This window comes from Cryobacterium sp. Hb1 (assembly GCF_004403585.1).
Taxonomy (GTDB): Bacteria; Actinomycetota; Actinomycetes; order Actinomycetales; family Microbacteriaceae; genus Cryobacterium; species Cryobacterium lyxosi.
In genome coordinates, this window is the sequence record NZ_SOHI01000006.1 from 1 (window position 1) to 15555 (window position 15555).

General features: G+C 66.6%; 15 protein-coding genes. 9 read left to right on the forward strand and 6 right to left on the reverse strand.

Translation table 11 applies throughout. The features are described from left to right. Positions 1-252 precede the first annotated feature (252 nt). Together E3T38_RS00655 and crcB are read left to right on the forward strand one after the other, a co-directional pair. Positions 253-705: a CrcB family protein gene (locus E3T38_RS00655; RefSeq protein WP_134545537.1), complete on the forward strand. Its 453-nt coding sequence runs from the start codon at positions 253-255 to the stop codon at positions 703-705. Further along, positions 702-1094 (forward strand): fluoride efflux transporter CrcB, encoded by a 393-nt coding sequence (gene crcB, locus E3T38_RS00660; protein WP_134545538.1) that lies wholly within the window; start codon positions 702-704, stop codon positions 1092-1094. The genes E3T38_RS00655 and crcB overlap by 4 nt, the downstream gene beginning before the upstream one ends. Positions 1095-1144: 50 nt before the next feature. On the opposite strand, the gene E3T38_RS00665 is transcribed toward crcB, so the two are convergent. The 5 genes from E3T38_RS00665 to E3T38_RS00685 form a co-directional block, all read right to left on the reverse strand. After that, positions 1145-1486, reverse strand: a complete 342-nt coding sequence (locus tag E3T38_RS00665; protein WP_198417279.1) for a CHY zinc finger protein — start codon at positions 1484-1486, stop codon at positions 1145-1147. A 62-nt stretch (positions 1487-1548) separates the two neighbouring features. Beyond that, the gene (locus E3T38_RS00670) at positions 1549-2430 is read right to left on the reverse strand and encodes a thioredoxin domain-containing protein (RefSeq protein ID WP_166805362.1); all 882 of its coding nucleotides are present in this window, start codon (positions 2428-2430) and stop codon (positions 1549-1551) included. A 190-nt stretch (positions 2431-2620) separates the two neighbouring features. Then, positions 2621-3625: a sugar phosphate isomerase/epimerase gene (locus E3T38_RS00675; protein ID WP_134545540.1), complete on the reverse strand. Its 1005-nt coding sequence runs from the start codon at positions 3623-3625 to the stop codon at positions 2621-2623. A gap of 8 nt (positions 3626-3633) precedes the next feature. After that, a complete protein-coding gene (locus tag E3T38_RS00680; RefSeq protein ID WP_174775195.1) occupies positions 3634-4824 on the reverse strand; it encodes a Gfo/Idh/MocA family protein in 1191 nt (396 codons plus the stop codon). A gap of 72 nt (positions 4825-4896) precedes the next feature. After that, complete coding sequence (locus E3T38_RS00685) at positions 4897-5943, reverse strand: substrate-binding domain-containing protein (protein WP_134545541.1); 1047 nt, start codon at positions 5941-5943, stop codon at positions 4897-4899. Between the two features lie 199 nt (positions 5944-6142). Here E3T38_RS00685 and E3T38_RS00690 point away from each other — a divergent pair, with 199 nt between their 5' ends. Genes E3T38_RS00690 through E3T38_RS00720 form a run of 7 tightly spaced genes read left to right on the forward strand, consistent with a single transcriptional unit; the run spans position 6143 to position 14454 of the window. Next, on the forward strand, positions 6143-7663 hold the full coding sequence (locus E3T38_RS00690) for a sugar ABC transporter ATP-binding protein (RefSeq protein WP_174775196.1): 1521 nt from the start codon (positions 6143-6145) through the stop codon (positions 7661-7663). Continuing rightward, positions 7660-8694: an ABC transporter permease gene (locus tag E3T38_RS00695; RefSeq protein ID WP_134545542.1), complete on the forward strand. Its 1035-nt coding sequence runs from the start codon at positions 7660-7662 to the stop codon at positions 8692-8694. The genes E3T38_RS00690 and E3T38_RS00695 overlap by 4 nt, the downstream gene beginning before the upstream one ends. Continuing rightward, entirely contained in the window at positions 8691-10538 is a 1848-nt protein-coding gene (locus tag E3T38_RS00700) for an FAD-dependent monooxygenase (RefSeq protein ID WP_134545543.1), read from the forward strand. Before E3T38_RS00695 ends, E3T38_RS00700 begins: the two co-directional genes overlap by 4 nt. A 7-nt stretch (positions 10539-10545) precedes the next feature. Next, the gene (locus E3T38_RS00705; RefSeq protein WP_241984223.1) at positions 10546-11418 is read left to right on the forward strand and encodes an SCO3242 family prenyltransferase; all 873 of its coding nucleotides are present in this window, start codon (positions 10546-10548) and stop codon (positions 11416-11418) included. Between the two features lie 34 nt (positions 11419-11452). Next, the gene (locus E3T38_RS00710; RefSeq protein WP_174775197.1) at positions 11453-12160 is read left to right on the forward strand and encodes an EboA domain-containing protein; all 708 of its coding nucleotides are present in this window, start codon (positions 11453-11455) and stop codon (positions 12158-12160) included. Positions 12161-12169: 9 nt separating this feature from the next. After that, positions 12170-13039: a TatD family hydrolase gene (locus E3T38_RS00715; protein WP_134545544.1), complete on the forward strand. Its 870-nt coding sequence runs from the start codon at positions 12170-12172 to the stop codon at positions 13037-13039. Then, positions 13036-14454, forward strand: coding sequence for an alkaline phosphatase family protein (locus E3T38_RS00720; RefSeq protein WP_134545545.1), 1419 nt, complete (start codon positions 13036-13038; stop codon positions 14452-14454). The genes E3T38_RS00715 and E3T38_RS00720 overlap by 4 nt, the downstream gene beginning before the upstream one ends. A gap of 112 nt (positions 14455-14566) precedes the next feature. Here E3T38_RS00720 and E3T38_RS00725 read toward each other — a convergent pair whose 3' ends face one another. Beyond that, positions 14567-15541 (reverse strand): sugar phosphate isomerase/epimerase, encoded by a 975-nt coding sequence (locus E3T38_RS00725; protein ID WP_134545546.1) that lies wholly within the window; start codon positions 15539-15541, stop codon positions 14567-14569. Positions 15542-15555 lie beyond the last annotated feature (14 nt).

Consider the following 15555-nt stretch of genomic DNA (forward strand, 5'->3'; position numbering starts at 1 on the left):
CGCGCTGCCGTGCCGCGCTGCCGTGCCGCGCTGCCGAACCGCTGCCGCGCCGCGCTGCCGTGCCGCGCTGCCGAACCGCTGCCGTGCCGCGCTGCCGTGAAAGCGTGCCGAAAAGGACCTGTATTCTGGCCACGGCGCCCGATCTCGTCGGAGCATCCGCTCGACTTGGCCGGGGCCAATGGTTCCCGCTGAGTGTGACGGAACCAGCAACGATGAGGCAGGTGAACCATCGACACGATCACGCCGGGCGCCGTGCACCGGCGTTGGGGTTACCTCGGCCTCGTCTTTCTCGGCGGAACTGTGGGCACCGCGCTCCGCGAGGTAGTCACACTCGCGCTGCCCCCCGTTGATCTCGCCGCCGGGGCTCGACTGCCGCTGACCACCCTCGGCATCAACCTGCTCGGTGCCTTGCTGCTCGGGCTGCTCCTCGAGGCCCTCGCGCGTCGCGGAACCGACGATGGCCGCCGCCGCACCGTGCGCCTGCTGCTTGGCACCGGACTGCTCGGCGGATTCACCACCTACAGCGCCCTTGCAACCGACAGCGCTTTTTTGCTGCAGGATGGTGCGACCGGAGTGGCCATTGCCTATGGCCTTGGTTCCGTTCTGTTCGGTGGCGTCGCCACCTGGCTCGGCATCCTGATCGGTGCGGCGCTGCACCGGCGCACGCACGACGGCCCCGCAGTCGCTGGGGAGGAGACCGCATGACTCCTCTCCTGTTCCTGGCAATCGCCGCGGCCGGCGGCGCGGGCGCGGCCGCCCGGTTCCTTCTCGACGGCGTCGTGCGATCCCGGCTGGGTGACGCGTTCCCGTTCGGAACGATGATCATCAACGTGGGCGGCTCGCTGCTGCTCGGGCTCGTTACCGGCCTGGCAATGAACCACCTGCTCGCTCCTGAGTGGAGCCTCGTGCTCGGTGCCGGTCTGCTGGGCGGCTACACGACCTTCAGCACGGCCAGCTTCGAAACCGTGCGGCTAATCCAGGCGCGCCGTTACCGGGCGGCGTTACTGCATGGAATCGGCATGCTCGGGGTGTCCGTGGCCGCTGCCGCGCTCGGCCTCTGGCTTGGGCTCGGGCTCGGGCTCGGGCCGGGCTAGCACGGCGGGGCCGGCGTACACGCCCCGGAACGTGGAGCGAAGGTGAATGCTCATTGGGGCTCGTCGAAGTACAGGTGGGCGTGCAGTCGGCAGCCGGGATTGAATTCGGCACTGCAGTGCGGGCAGCGATCGACTCGGTGATACTCGAAGATGCTGAGCTGGCGCTGGCATGCACCGCACAAGATTGCGAGCTCCGTCCACTGGACGTGCGGCCACCGCCGGGTCGTGTGCGGTGTGGGTTCGCGCCGCACGGCCTCGTCGTGGCACTGGAAGCACGGGTAATACCGTCGGCAGCAGGCAAATTTGATCGCCACGATGTCGCGCTCCGAGTGATAGTGGATGCAGCGGGTCGCCGCATCGAGAACCGCCCCGTACACGGTCGGCACGCCCATTCCCGTCACGCCCATTTCCGCTGGGGCCGTTTCGTCAGAATCGCTCATCACAACGCGCGCGGCTACTTGGCGGGCGCAGCGGTCAGCTGTGCGGTGACAAATGCTTCGAAGGCGGCGGGGTCGGAAAACGAGCCGGTGTAGCTCACGCCGTTCACCAGCACTGTGGGTGTTCCCTTGATATTTTCAATGTCGGAGTTGGGGATCGGCCCCGCGAGCGCACGCTGCGTCGACGCTTCGACCCAGCCGGCATAGGTTTGGTCGGTGATGCAGCTGGCGACACCGCTGGACGTCACCCCGGATCCCTGGGCGAGGCTTACAAGTTCGGCGTTCGTGCGGCCGCTTGAATTCTCGGAGGGTTGACCGGCGAACATTGCCGTATTGAACGCCAGAAAGTTGTTGGGGTCGTAGTCGGCCACGCAGGCGGCCGCATTCGCGGCTCGCGTGGCGTACTTGGTGCCCGACGAGAGGCGGTCGAGAATCGAGATCGGGTGGATTTCGACCGTGGCATTGCCGGCGGTCACCCAGTCGGTGATCTGCTTGCCGTTGGTGGCCTCGAAGTTGCCACAGATCGGGCACAGGTAGTCGAGGTACAGCACAATATTGGCCGTGTCGGTCAGGGCGGTCTGGTCGGTCGCGATGGGATCGGCGTCGGCGGCGAGGGCGACCGTCGTGGCGGCGGAGACCGTGGCGCCGTCGCTGCCGAGCAGGATGCCATCGCTGGCCATGTTGGCCGGGCCCGATGCTGCAGGGGCATTCACGTTGTTCACGATGGCGAGGGTCACGATGGTGACGACGGCGAGCAGGCCGATACCGATGCCGCCGCGTAGGAAGAGGCGACGGCGCTTAGTCCGTTTGGCTTGTTCGACCCGCAGCAGTCGAGCATGTTCGCGGGCTTCCTCGCGGCGGTCTTTCTTCGGCGGACGGGCCTGACCGGAAGTGCTCATGCGGGAGTTCACCATTCGTTCGATGCAATGCCGCCGGAGCGGCCGTTGCCTACGACGTTAGCGGCCCCGCCTAACGGTCCGGTTCCAACTGGCTGAAAGCTGACTGGGAGCTGTGCTCTGCCCGTTCGGATGCGGGCAGAGTACAGCAGAAGGTCGGCCAGTGCGCAGTGCGCAGTGCGGATTCGGCTGGTCAGCGGCGCGTGCTGAACGCCGCATCGAAGGCATCCGTCGGCGCGTCGAAAGCGAGCGCCCGCACGAAGGCGAGCGCTTCGGGTGCGCCGACCAGTCGATCCATGCCGGCGTCCTCCCACTCCACCGAGAGCGGACCGTCGTAGCCGATGGTGTTGAGCATGCGGAAGCTGTCTGCCCACGGCACGTCGCCGTGGCCGGTCGAGATGAAATCCCAGCCGCGGCGAGGGTCGGCCCAGGCCAGCAGCGAGCCGAGGCGGCCGTTTCGACCATTATGCAGGCGCTTCTTCGTGTCTTTGCAGTCGACGTGGTAGATGCGGTCTTGAAAGTCCCAGAGAAAGCTGACCGGGTCGAGGTCTTGCCAGACGAAGTGGCTCGGGTCCCAGTTCAGGCCGAACGCGGGTCGGTGCCCGATGGCTTCGAGGGTGCGCACCGTCGTCCAATAATCGAAGGCGATCTCACTCGGGTGTACCTCATGGGCGAAGCGCACGCCGACCTCGTCGAACACGTCGAGAATTGGGTTCCACCGGTCGGCGAAGTCCTGGTAGCCGGCATCAATGAGTTCTTGCGACACCGGCGGGAACATGGCCACGTACTTCCAGATCGATGAGCCGGTAAACCCGATGACCGTTTTCACGCCGAGCTTCGCGGCGAGCCGGGCGGTGTTCTTCATCTCCTCGGCGGCGCGCTGGCGCACGCCCTCCGCATCGCCGTCGCCCCAGATCGAGTCGGGCAGGATATCGCGGTGCCGCTGGTCGATCGGATCGTCGCAGACGGCCTGGCCTTTGAGGTGATTGGAGATGGCCCACACCTTCAGGTCGTACTTCTCGAGCACGGCCAGCTTGCCGGCGACATAGTCCGCGTCGTTCCACCGATTCGGGTCGAGATGGTCGCCCCAACACGCGATCTCCAGCCCGTCGTAGCCCCAGCCGGAAGCGAGCCGCGCTACTTCTTCGAAGGGAAGGTCGGCCCACTGGCCGGTGAACAGGGTGATTGGGCGGGGCATGAGTTCTCCTATTTCTGTGAGGTGAGTACGCGTGCGAGGGTGGGCGTCCAGGCGCTTCCATTGTCGGAACTGGCCTCCACGGCAGCGAGCACCTGCTGGACCTGCAAGCCGTCGGCGAACGACGGGGTCGGTTGCACGCCGGCCGCGACGGCCTCGACGAAGTCCCTGGCCTGATGGGTGAAACCGTGCTCGTAGCCGAGCGTATGCCCGGGGGGCCACCAGGCGGCCAGATACGGATGCTGCGGCTCGGTGACCAGAATTTTGGTGAACCCCTGCTGGCCGTTCGCGGTGGTGCCGTCGAAGAAGCTCAGGGCGTTGAGGTCTTCCAGGTCGAACGAGATCGCGCCCAAGGAGCCGGCCACCTCGATGCGGAAGGAATTCTTGCGTCCGGTGCTGAAACGCGTGGCCTCGAAGCTGCCCAGCGCGCCGCCCTCGAACCGACCCGTGAACAGGGCCAGATCGTCGACCGTCACGGGACCATGCTCGGTGGTGCCCGTACCCGAGAGTCCCTGCCGGAGGCCCAGAAGCGGGCGTTCGGCCACGATCGTCTCGATGATGCCCGAAACGCTCACGAGCCGTTGGCCGGTGATGAACTGGGCGAGATCGATGGCGTGGGCGCCGATATCGCCAAGCGCCCCGGAGCCGGCGAGCTCCTTCTGCAGGCGCCAGGTGAGCGGGGACTGCGGGTCGACGAGCCAATCCTGCAGGTAGTTCACCCGCACCTGGCGAATATCGCCGATCTTGCCGGCGGCGACAAAATCGCGGGCGAGTGTGGCTGCCGGGATTCGCCGATAGGTGAACCCGACCATGGCATACACGCCCAGGTCGAAGGCGCGAGCGGCGGCATCCGTCATCGCCTCGGCCTCGGCAACCGTGTTCGCGAGTGGTTTTTCGCACATTACATGTTTGCCGGCGTCGAGGGCGGCGATCGCGATCTCGGCGTGCGAGGTGCCCGGGGTGACGATGTCGATCACGTCGATATCCGGCCGGTCGATCACGGTCCGCCAGTCGGTGGAGGATTCGGCCCAGCCCCAGCGTTTAGCGGCCTCGTTGGCGCGAGCGGCGTCGCGCCCCACGAGAACACTCATCTCGGGCTGCGCTGCCAGGTCGAAGAAGCGGGGGGCGACGCGCCAGCCTTGGGAGTGCGCGGCGCCCATGAACCCGTGGCCGATCAGTGCGACGCGAAGCGGTGCGCTCATGTGAACTCTTTTCCTGTTGATGGTCACGGGGAGCACGACTCGCGTGCTCCCCGTGAAACGCGCCTGTGGTGCTTAGGACTCGAAGGCGGTCGGCAGGTACTTCTCCACGTTCTCACTGGTCACCACGGGGGCGTTCAGCACGATCCGGCTGGGGATCTCCACCTCGACGAGGTCGCTCATGGCTTTCTCCTGCACGAGCAGGCGGGCCAGGCGGATGCCGTCGGCTGCCTGGGTGGACGGATACACCACGGTGGCCTTCATCACGCTGTCGCCGGCCTGGATCAGGCGCATGGCGTTAGCGGATCCGGCGCCGCCGACCATGATGAACTCGTCGCGTCCGGCGGCGTCGATGGCCGCAAGCACGCCGATTCCCTGATCATCGTCGTGGTTCCAAAGCGCGTCGATCTTCGGGGCGGCGGCGAGCAACTGGCTCGTGGTGGCCTCGCCGCCCGCCACGGTGAAGTTGGCGGAGACGCGGTTGGTGACGGACAGTCCGCAATCGGAGAGCGCCTTCGCGAAGCCGGCGCTGCGTTCCTGGGTGAGCGGGAGGGAATCGATGCCGGCGATCTCGGCGACCACGGCGTCGGGGTTATCGCCGAGTTCCTCGCAGATGTAGGTGCCGGCGCTGACGCCCATTCCGTAGTTGTCGCCGAGGATGGTGGCGCGGGCGGCGAAGGTGCTCGAAAATTCCCGGTCCACGTTGATCACCGGGATGCCGGCCTCCATGGCGCGGATGGCCACCTGCGTCAGTGCGGCGCCGTCGGTGGGCAGCAGCACGATGGCATCGACTTTATCGTTGATGAAGGTTTCGACCTGGCTGATCTGCAGGTTGGCATCGTCGGTTCCCTCGGCGATATCGAGGTCGATGTCGGGGTACTTTGCCGCTTCGGCGATCGCCGCGTTGTTGATCGCGCCGAGCCAGCCGTGGTCGGAGGCTGGGCCCGAATAGCCGATGGTGATGCTGTCGCCCTGGGCTTCGTTGCCCTCGACGCTCGCGTTCGTGGGCTGGGCGTTCGTGGTTGCGCCGCCCGCGGTGCAACCGGTGATGAGGCCGACGACGGCCAGCGAGGTGCCGGCGGCGAAAAGAATTCTGCGACGGACAGTGCGTGGTGCAAGCATGTGTTTCCCTCTGGCTCGGTAATTGCTGCGGTAGTAGGAATGGCGCTGTGATGGCGGCCAGCGACGGATGCGGAGCAATTGTCGATCAGTTGAGGTGTGGTCGACGCTGACGAGTTGAACGATAGCAGATGATGACGGTTCGCATGCAACTTATTGCTGTTGATCGACGTAAGTGCCATCGTTGTGTTAGATTTTCCGCATGATCACTGTCGACCATTTCGCACCATTACTCGAAGTGCGCGGGCTGAGAAAGAGTTTTGCCGGCGTAAAGGCCCTCCAAGGCGTCGATCTCGTCGTGCGACCCGGCGAGGTGCACTGCGTGCTCGGCCAGAACGGCGCGGGAAAATCCACCCTCATCAAGACGCTGTCCGGTGCCTACCAGCCCGACTCCGGTGAGATCTTCTGGCAGGGTAACCCGGTCACCATCGGTGGCCCGGTGGCCGCCCTCGAACTCGGCATCGCCACCATGTACCAGGAACTCGACGTGGTCGACGGCCTCACGATCGCGGAGAACGTCTTTCTCGGCCACGAGCAAGCCACGGGCGGGTTGCTTCACGTAGCTTCGGCCAATGCCCGAACCGAGCAAATCCTCTCCCGCCTCGGTCACGGCGAAATCTCGCCGCGCATGGAGGTCGGCCAGCTCTCGGCGGCGAACAAGCAGATCGTGAGCATGGCCCGGGCGCTCAGCCGGGACACACGGCTGATCATCATGGACGAACCCAGTGCGGTGCTCGATTCCCAGGAGGTGGAGAATCTGTTCCGCGTCGTCGCCGAGCTCACCGCCCAGGGCATCGCCGTGGTCTACATCTCCCATCGACTCGCCGAAATTCGACGCATCGGCGACCGCATCACCGTGATCAAGGACGGCAAGAGCACGGCCAACGGCTTGAGCGTGGCCGACACGTCTACTCCCGAACTCATCCGTCTGATGACAGGCCGCGACGTGACCAACATTTTTCCGGCCGCCACGCCGATCGCAGCGGATGCGCCGGTGGTGCTGGCCTGCGACCGGCTCGGAGTGCGCGGCGTGTTCAGCAATGTCTCCCTCGAGGTGCGGGCGGGGGAGGTCGTGGGGCTCGCCGGGCTCGTGGGATCGGGCCGCTCCGAAATTCTGGAGGCGATTTACGGCGCTCGCCGGAGCACGAGCGGCACCGTGACCGTGAACGGCACCGTCCTGCGCGCCGGCTCGGTTGAGGCCGCGGTGGGCGCGGGCATCGGGCTGTCTCCCGAAGAACGCAAGAGCCAGGGGCTGATCCTCGACGAACCAATCTTCAAGAATGTCACGCTGTCGTCGTTCGGGCGCTTCGCCCGCGGCGGGTTCCTCAACGAGCGGCGCGAGCGCCAAGCCGCGCGGGAGCAGATCGAAGCGCTCGAGCTACGGCCGGCCGATCCCGACCTGGTGACGCGAACGCTCTCGGGTGGAAACCAGCAGAAAATCCTGCTCGCCCGCTGGCTTGTGCACGGTACCGCGGTGCTCCTGCTCGACGAACCGACCCGAGGAGTGGACGTCGGTGCCCGCGCCGAGATCTACGGTCTCATTCGGCGTCTCGCCGAAGCCGGAACCGCCATCATCGTGGTGTCGAGCGAGATCGACGAGGTGCTCGGCCTGGCCGACCGCGTGCTGGTCATCAGCGACGGCGAGGTTCTCACCACTACCAATTCCAACGAAATCGACGAGCCCGGTGTGCTCGATCTGGTCATGAGAGGAAGTGCCGCATGAGCGAGCAAATCACCCAGGCGGCCCCGCCGATCCCGCAGACACACGTAGCCCCGCCCGGACGCCTGAAACGGGCGCTGGGCGGCTCGGTGGGCCGCAACCTCGGGCTGGTCATCGCCTTCGCGCTGCTGTTCCTGGTGGGAACCCTCACGGCGGGCGACCGGTTCGCCAGCTTCGACAACTTCGTCACCATCATCCGCTTCGCCTCGATCGTCGGCGTGGTCTGCGTCGGAATGACCTTCGTGATCACGGCCGGGGGCATCGACCTGTCGGTGGGTTCGGTGGTGGGCCTGTCGAGCGTGGTGGCGAGCCTCACCGCGGTGCAGCTCGCCTCCGCCCAGTCGTCCTGGCTGCTGATCGTCGTGGTCGCGCTGGCCGTCGGTACCCTGGCCGGCTTCGTGAACGGCGTGGTGATTGCGTACGGCGGCGTCGTGGCCTTCATGGCGACGCTCGCCATGCTCGTGGGCGCGCGCGGCCTGGCCGAACTCATCTCGAACCGGTCGACGCAGATCGTGAACAACCAGGGATTCCTGGATTTCTTCCGCGCCGACCTGCTCGGGGTGCCGATCTTGATCTGGATCTTCGTGGTCGTGGCGGCGGCGGGCTGGGTGCTGCTCAACCGCACCACCTTCGGTCGACGGACAGTGGCCGTCGGCGGCAATGCGGAAGCGAGCCGCCTCGCCGGCATCAAGGTGAAGCGCCACATGGTGTACGTCTACATGCTCTCGGGCCTCACCGCCGGCATCGCCGGGGTGATGTTCCTCGGCCGCACCACGGTTGGTACCTCGACTCACGGCACGCTCCTCGAACTCGACGTGATCGCCGCCGTCGTGGTGGGCGGTACGCTGCTGATCGGCGGCCGCGGCACCATCGTGGGATCCGTGCTCGGGATTCTCATTTTCAGCACGCTCACCAACGTCTTCACCCAGAACAACCTTTCGACCTCGGTGCAGAACGTGGCGAAGGGCGTCATCATCGTGGCCGCCGTGCTGTTGCAACAGCGTTTCGCCTCCCGCGGCAGCCGCAGCAAGTGACCGGACCGGGCAGCAGGACGCCGGTCGTCTTCGATGATGGAATCGCCGAGACCGCCCTGCCGCACGGCGCCCAGGTCGAGACGGAGGTGCTGATCGTCGGGTCGGGCCCGGCCGGATCCGCCGCGGCACTGTTCCTCTCCACTCTCGGCGTCGCCAACATGATGATCACCAAGTACCGGTGGACGGCGAACACGCCGCGCGCCCACATCACCAACCAGCGCACGATGGAGATCTTTCGCGACGTCGGCATTGACGACGCGGTGCGGGCCGAGTCGACACCGAACGAGCTGATGGGTGACACGGTGTTCTGCACATCGATTGCCGGCGAGGAACTCGGCCGCATCCTCACCTTCGGTACGCACCCAGCCCGCCACGCGGACTACGAACTGGCCTCACCGGCCAGCACCTGTGACATTCCGCAGACTTACCTCGAGCCGATCCTGGTGAAGAACGCCACGACGCGGGGAACCCAAACCAGGTTCTCGACGGAGTATCTCTCCCACGTGCAGGATGCGGAGGGGGTGAGCGTGCGCGTACTGGACCGGCTCACGGGAGCCGAGTTCAGCATCCGTGCGAAGTATCTGATCGGCGCCGACGGAGCACGGTCCCAGGTCGCTGCCGATATCGACCTGCCGATGGAGGGGGAGATGGATATCGCCGGATCGATGAACATCACCTTCACCGCCGACATCACGCCCTTCGTCGAGCATCGCCCCTCGGTGCTCTATTGGGTGGTGCAACCCGGGTCCAACATCGGCGGTATCGGCACGGGCCTGGTGCGCATGATCCGGCCGTGGAACGAGTGGCTTGTGGTGTGGGGTTACGACATCTCGCAAGAAGCGCCCGTGATTGATGAGGCCGCCGCTACGCAGATCGTGCGGAACCTGCTCGGCCTCCCCGACCTCGAGGTGGAGATCACCGGAACGTCGCTGTGGGGCAACAACGCCCAGTACGCCACGAGGCTGCAGCGGGGGAGGGTGTTCTGCGTGGGAGACGCGGTGCACAAGCATCCGCCGAGCAATGGGTTGGGGTCGAACACCTCCATTCAGGATTCGTACAACCTGGCCTGGAAGCTTGCCGCCGTGCTCGCCGGTACAGCGGGCCCCGACCTGCTGGAAACTTATTCCACGGAGCGCGCCCCGGTGGCCAGGCAGATCGTACTGCGCGCGAACAAGTCGGCCCGCGAGTTCGGCCAACTGTTCGACGCGCTCGGCGTGACCACGGCGCGCACCGAATCGGAGATGATCGAGATGATCGAGGAACGCAAGGCGAACACCCCGGCGGGCGCAGCCAAACGGCAGGCCATCCAGGCCGCTATGGAGGTCAAGGACTACGAGTTCAATGCCCACGGCGTTGAGGTCGGGCAGTTCTATGAATCGACCGCCATCGTCGGCGACGGCTCGCGACGCCGGGAACCCGAGCGCGATCCCGAACTGTACTACCAGGCCTCGACCGTGCCGGGATCGCGCCTGCCGCACGCCTGGGTAGGGGACAGCGTGCACAAGATCTCGACCCACGATCTCGCCCCCTTCTCGCAGTTCACGCTCATCACCGGCATCACCGGATCAGCCTGGGCGGAGGCCGCGGCGCGCGTCGGTGAGCGGCTCGGCGTCAAGCTCGAAACCGTGATCATCGGCCCTGGTCAGCCCGTCACCGACCTGTACTTCGACTGGGCCAGGCTGCGCGAGGTGGCCGAGGACGGTGTCGTGCTCGTGCGCCCCGACAAACACATCGGCTGGCGGTCGTACCGGCTCGCCGAACATCCGGAAGAGGCCGTGTTCACGGCGATGACAGAGATGCTCAGCCGCGCCGACAGCCGCGTCTTTGCCGGGCAGTCGGCATGAGCCGCGCATGATGACCCCGGATGCCTTCGCCCGTCTCGTGCGCCTCCCCGCAGCACTCACCGCGCCCGGCGATACGCTGGCGGGGGCCGCTGCCTCCGGCCGCTCCCTCGGCCCGCACACCGTTCTGCTTCCGCTGTGCTCGACCCTCATCTACTGGGCGGGCATGGCACTAAACGATTACGCCGACCGGGCACTTGACGCGGTGGAGCGCCCGGAACGACCGATTCCGGCCGGCGATGTGACACCCGCCGAGGCCCTCGCTGTGGCGATCGTTCTCACCACGGCCGGCGTCGGCATTGCCGCGTTGAGCGGCGGACGGCGGGCCCTCGCGGTCGCGCTCCCACTGGCCGCAAGCGTCTGGGCCTACGACCTGGTGTTCAAATCCACCCCGTTCGGCCCGGTCTCGATGGCGGCCACCCGATTGCTCGACGTGCTGCTCGGCGCCGGTTCGGTACCGGCAGCACTGCCGGCGGCGCTCACCGTGTTCACCCACACCCTCGGCACCACCACCCTCAGTCGCGACGAAGTGCACGGATCCGAGAGCGGCGTGGTGGGTACCCTGGCCGTCGTGGGCACGACCGGCGCCGCTGTGATGGCCGCTTTCGGCCGAGTTCGGCAACCTGATAACAAATGGCTGCCCCGGGTCGTCGGGGCCGCCCTCGCGACCGTCTACCTCGGCACCGTTGCCCCTGCCCAACTCCGCGCTCGGAACACACGCGCCGCCGCCGACGTGCGCCGAGCGGTCGGAGCCTCGGTCATCGGCACGATCGGCCTGCAGGCGGCGCTGATCGCGCGGTCCGGTGCAGTGGGCACCGGCCTGGCCGTCGCAGCCCTGTTGCCGCTTGGCCGGCGCCTCACCCGGAGGGTGTCAGCCACATGAGCGTCGCAACGCCCCAGACCACGGGGGCGCACCAGTGAGCGGCACCGCCTTGCACGACCACCTGACCGACGCCGGTTCGCTCTGGCTGGAATCTGCACGGGTCGACGTTGAGCATCATCCGGCAGCGATCACTCGGTACTTCCCAGCGGTGTCCCGGCGCTGTGGGCGCGCCCCACTCCGGCACGATGATGTGCAGGGCCTGCGCTACGGCACCGTCGACGATGCGGCTCGCGGCGTACTTCTGGGCGCACTCGCCGGTGCGGCCCGCGTCGATCTTCTGGATGACCTGTATCGTCACGGCGATGCCGGCGAGAAACGCGGAGTGCTGCGCGGGCTGCACCCGCTCGATGATCCCAACGTTTCGCCCGGTTCTGGCATCGGTTCGAAACTCCTGACACTCGTCGAGGACGCGCTCCGTACCAATGATGTGCGCCTGATCGCCGCTGCCCTGCAACCGTATGGCGCGCACCACCTCGGCCTCGAGGCGTACCGCCACGCCGTCGTCAAGTGCGTCTTCATGGGTATTCCCTTGCTCGTGATCGCGAATCTCACCACACGCCAGGATGCCGAACTCGCCCGGATGCTCGTCGACCTCGCCCACGAACGCAACGCAGCCGGTCGCGATATTCCCGCCGATATCACCGCAGTGGTCGCCGCGTTTCCCGAGTGCCTGGACCGTACGGACCTCCCGATGGCCCTGCTCAGCGAACTGCTGACCGCCAACCACATCCATAAGGAATAAGGACCACACATGCGCATCATGGACCCGCACATTCACATGAGTTCCCGCACGACCACCGACTACGAGGCCATGTACGCGGCGGGGGTGCGCGCGGTCGTCGAGCCGGCCTTCTGGCTCGGCCAGCCGCGGTCGAGTGTCGCGTCGTTCATCGATTACTTCGACGCCCTGGTCGGTTGGGAACCGTTCCGGGCCAGCCAGTTCGGTATCCGCCACTTCTGCACGATCGGGCTCAACCCCAAGGAGGCCGGCGACCCGCGCCTGACCGGCGTGCTCGACATTCTGCCGCGTTACCTCGAGAAGGACGGCGTCGTCGCCGTGGGTGAACTCGGGTACGACTCGATGACCCCGGAGGAAGACCGCGCCTTCGCCGCCCAGCTCGCGCTCGCCGTGGCCCACGAACTCCCCGCGCTCGTGCACACCCCGCACCGCGACAAGGTCGCCGGCACCCGCCGCACCCTCGACGTGGTGCGGGAGAGTGGCATCGCGCCCGGCATGGTCGTCGTCGACCACCTCAACGAGGTCACCGTGCACGAGGTCGTCGATTCCGGCTGCTGGATGGGCTTCAGCATCTACCCCGACACCAAGATGGACCCCACCCGCATGGTCGCCGTGTTGAAAGACGTGGGGCTCGACCGCGTGCTCGTCAACTCGGCCGCCGACTGGGGGCGCAGCGACCCTCTCACCACGCTGCATACCGGTGAGGCCATGCTCGCCGCCGGTTTCGACGACGACGATGTCGACCGCATCCTCTGGCGCAACCCGGTGGAGTTCTTCGGTCAGAGTGGTCGCCTCGACCTCGATGAGCAAAGCGACACAACGGATGCTGCGGTGCCGGCCGAATTCGGCGGCAACTCCATCATGCGGGGCGCCCGCGCATGACCAGCCCTCCAGCCGAGACGCAGAACGGGCCCACTCCGTTGCTCGTCATCGATGTCGCCGGGCTCACCCCGCGGTTGCTCATGGTGATGCCGCACCTGCAGGGCGTCGCGGCCAGCGGCTTTTCGGCCGAGCTCGGCACCGTACTGCCCGCCGTGACGTGCTCGGCGCAGTCCACCTTTCTCACCGGGCTCACGCCGGCCGAACACGGGATCGTGGGCAACGGCTGGTACCTGCGCGATATCGGTGAGGTCAACCTCTGGCGCCAGCACAATCGGCTGGTCGGCGGCGAGAAGGTCTGGGAGACGGCCCGCCGCACGAATCCCGGCTACCGGGTGGCGAACGTGTGCTGGTGGTATGCCATGGGCGCCACGACCGACGTCACGATCACCCCGCGCCCCGTCTATCACGCCGACGGACGCAAGAGCCCGGATGCCTACATCCGTCCACCCGAACTGCACGACGCACTCGTGGCCAAGCTCGGAGCGTTCCCACTCTTCACCTACTGGGGACCGACCGCGGGCCTGGCCTCCTCGCGCTGGATCGTGGGCGCGGCCCGGCACGTGCTGCCACAGCACGACCTCACGCTCGTTTACGTGCCGCACCTCGACTACGACCTGCAACGCTTCGGCCCCGACGATCCGCGCTCCATCAACGCCGCACGAGAACTCGACGCGGTGCTGGCGCCGCTGCTCGACGATGCCGCCCGGCTCGGCGTGACCATCGTGGTACTCAGCGAATACGGCATCACGAACGTCGACCAGCCCGTCGACGTGAACCGCATGCTGCGCCGAGAAGGCTTACTCGAGGTGCACCAGAACGCGAGCGGAGAACTGCTCGACCCCTGGACGAGCCGGGCATTCGCGGTCGCCGACCACCAGCTCGCGCACGTCTATGTGCAGGACGTCGCCGATGTGCCGCGCGTGCGCGCGCTGCTCGAAGCGCTGCCGGGCGTGGAGGAGGTGCTCGACACTGAAGGGCAGGCCCGCTACGGCCTCGACCACGAGCGGAGCGGCGAGCTCGTGGCCATAGCGCAGAAGCAGGCGTGGTTCACCTACTATTACTGGCTCGACGACGCCCGGGCGCCCGACTTCGCGCGGGGAGTGGAGATTCACAAGAAGCCCGGCTACGATCCCGCCGAGCTATTTTTCGACCCCGACGACCGTTTCGTCAAACTGCGGGCCGCCCGTAACCTCGCAAAAAAGAAGGTCGGGCTGCGCTACGCCATGGACGTAGTGCCGCTGGATCCCTCCTGCGTACGCGGTTCTCACGGGCGCCTGCCGGAGCGTGCTGCCGACGGTCCCGTATTGCTCTGCTCCGACCCGGCGGCCGCCAGGGGCAGCATCGCCGCCACCGAGGTGCGTGACCTGCTTCTGCAGCTCGCCGGCCTGAAACAGGGCGCCCCGGTGAACGGCTGACCCGCCGAGCACGCCGCAACACCGAGCACGCCGCAACACCGAGCACACCGCAACGCCGAGCACACACGACAACGGCGCCCCCTCGCAGGGGCGCCGTTGTCGTGTGTGGCGGCTAGAAGCGCACGTTCCGCAGGTAGTTGTAACCCACTTCTGCGCTCTGCAGCGGGGTCACGTCAGGCTGGTCGTTCTCGACCGCATACAGCTTCACCGGGTGGGCGTCGAAGATGCGGGCGAAGTCGATCGTGCCGGTGCCGAGATCGGCGAATCCGCCGGCCGCGTCGCGGTCCTTCACGTGGTACTCGAGCACCTTCTGCGGGGCATCCTTGATCACGTCGATCGCGAACTGCACCGGGTCAGGCGCTCCGACACCGACTCCACCCGTCACGGCCCAATACAGGTCCACCTCGAGGTGCACGAGTTTCGGGTCGAGCCGGGTCGTGAAGATGTCCCACGGGGTGAGCCCGCCACCGAGGTCGGTCGTGAACTCGTGGGCGTGGTTGTGGTACCCGTACTTGATCCCCGCAGCCTGGGCAACGGATGCCTCGGCGTTCATCTGGTCAGCCCACAGGCGCCAGTCGTCGGCCACGCTCGAGGCCAGATAGGGAACATTCAGGTATGTCTGCCCCAGCGTCACTGCGCCGGCGATCTTGGACTGCAACGCCGCTGGCGAGCCGCTGATACCGTCGTGGCTTGAGCTCGGCGTGATGCCGAGCTCGTCGAGGTAGGCGCGCATGGCCGCCGGAGTGCGGCCGTAGAGACCGGCAAGTTCTACCTTGGTATATCCGTAGTCCGCGAGCGCTTCGAAGGTAGCGTCAACGCCGTCGCCCTTCATGATCGACCGAAGCGTGTACAGCTGGATGCTGATCAGCCCCGGCGGCACCTTGCGACCCTGACCCGGCTTGCCTCCTAAGCCTGCTTTGGCAGAGTTCAGGCCGGGGGCGGCCATGGCCGAGTTTGCGCCGGCGACGGCGAGGCCGGCCCCCGCTCCCGCCGTCAGTGCGCCGCGCAAAAAGTTGCGGCGGTTGAGATTTTTCCTGCCGTCGAGCGATTTGTTAAGTTCTCTCGCTCCGTCAAATCCGAAACACATGTGATTACCTTTCG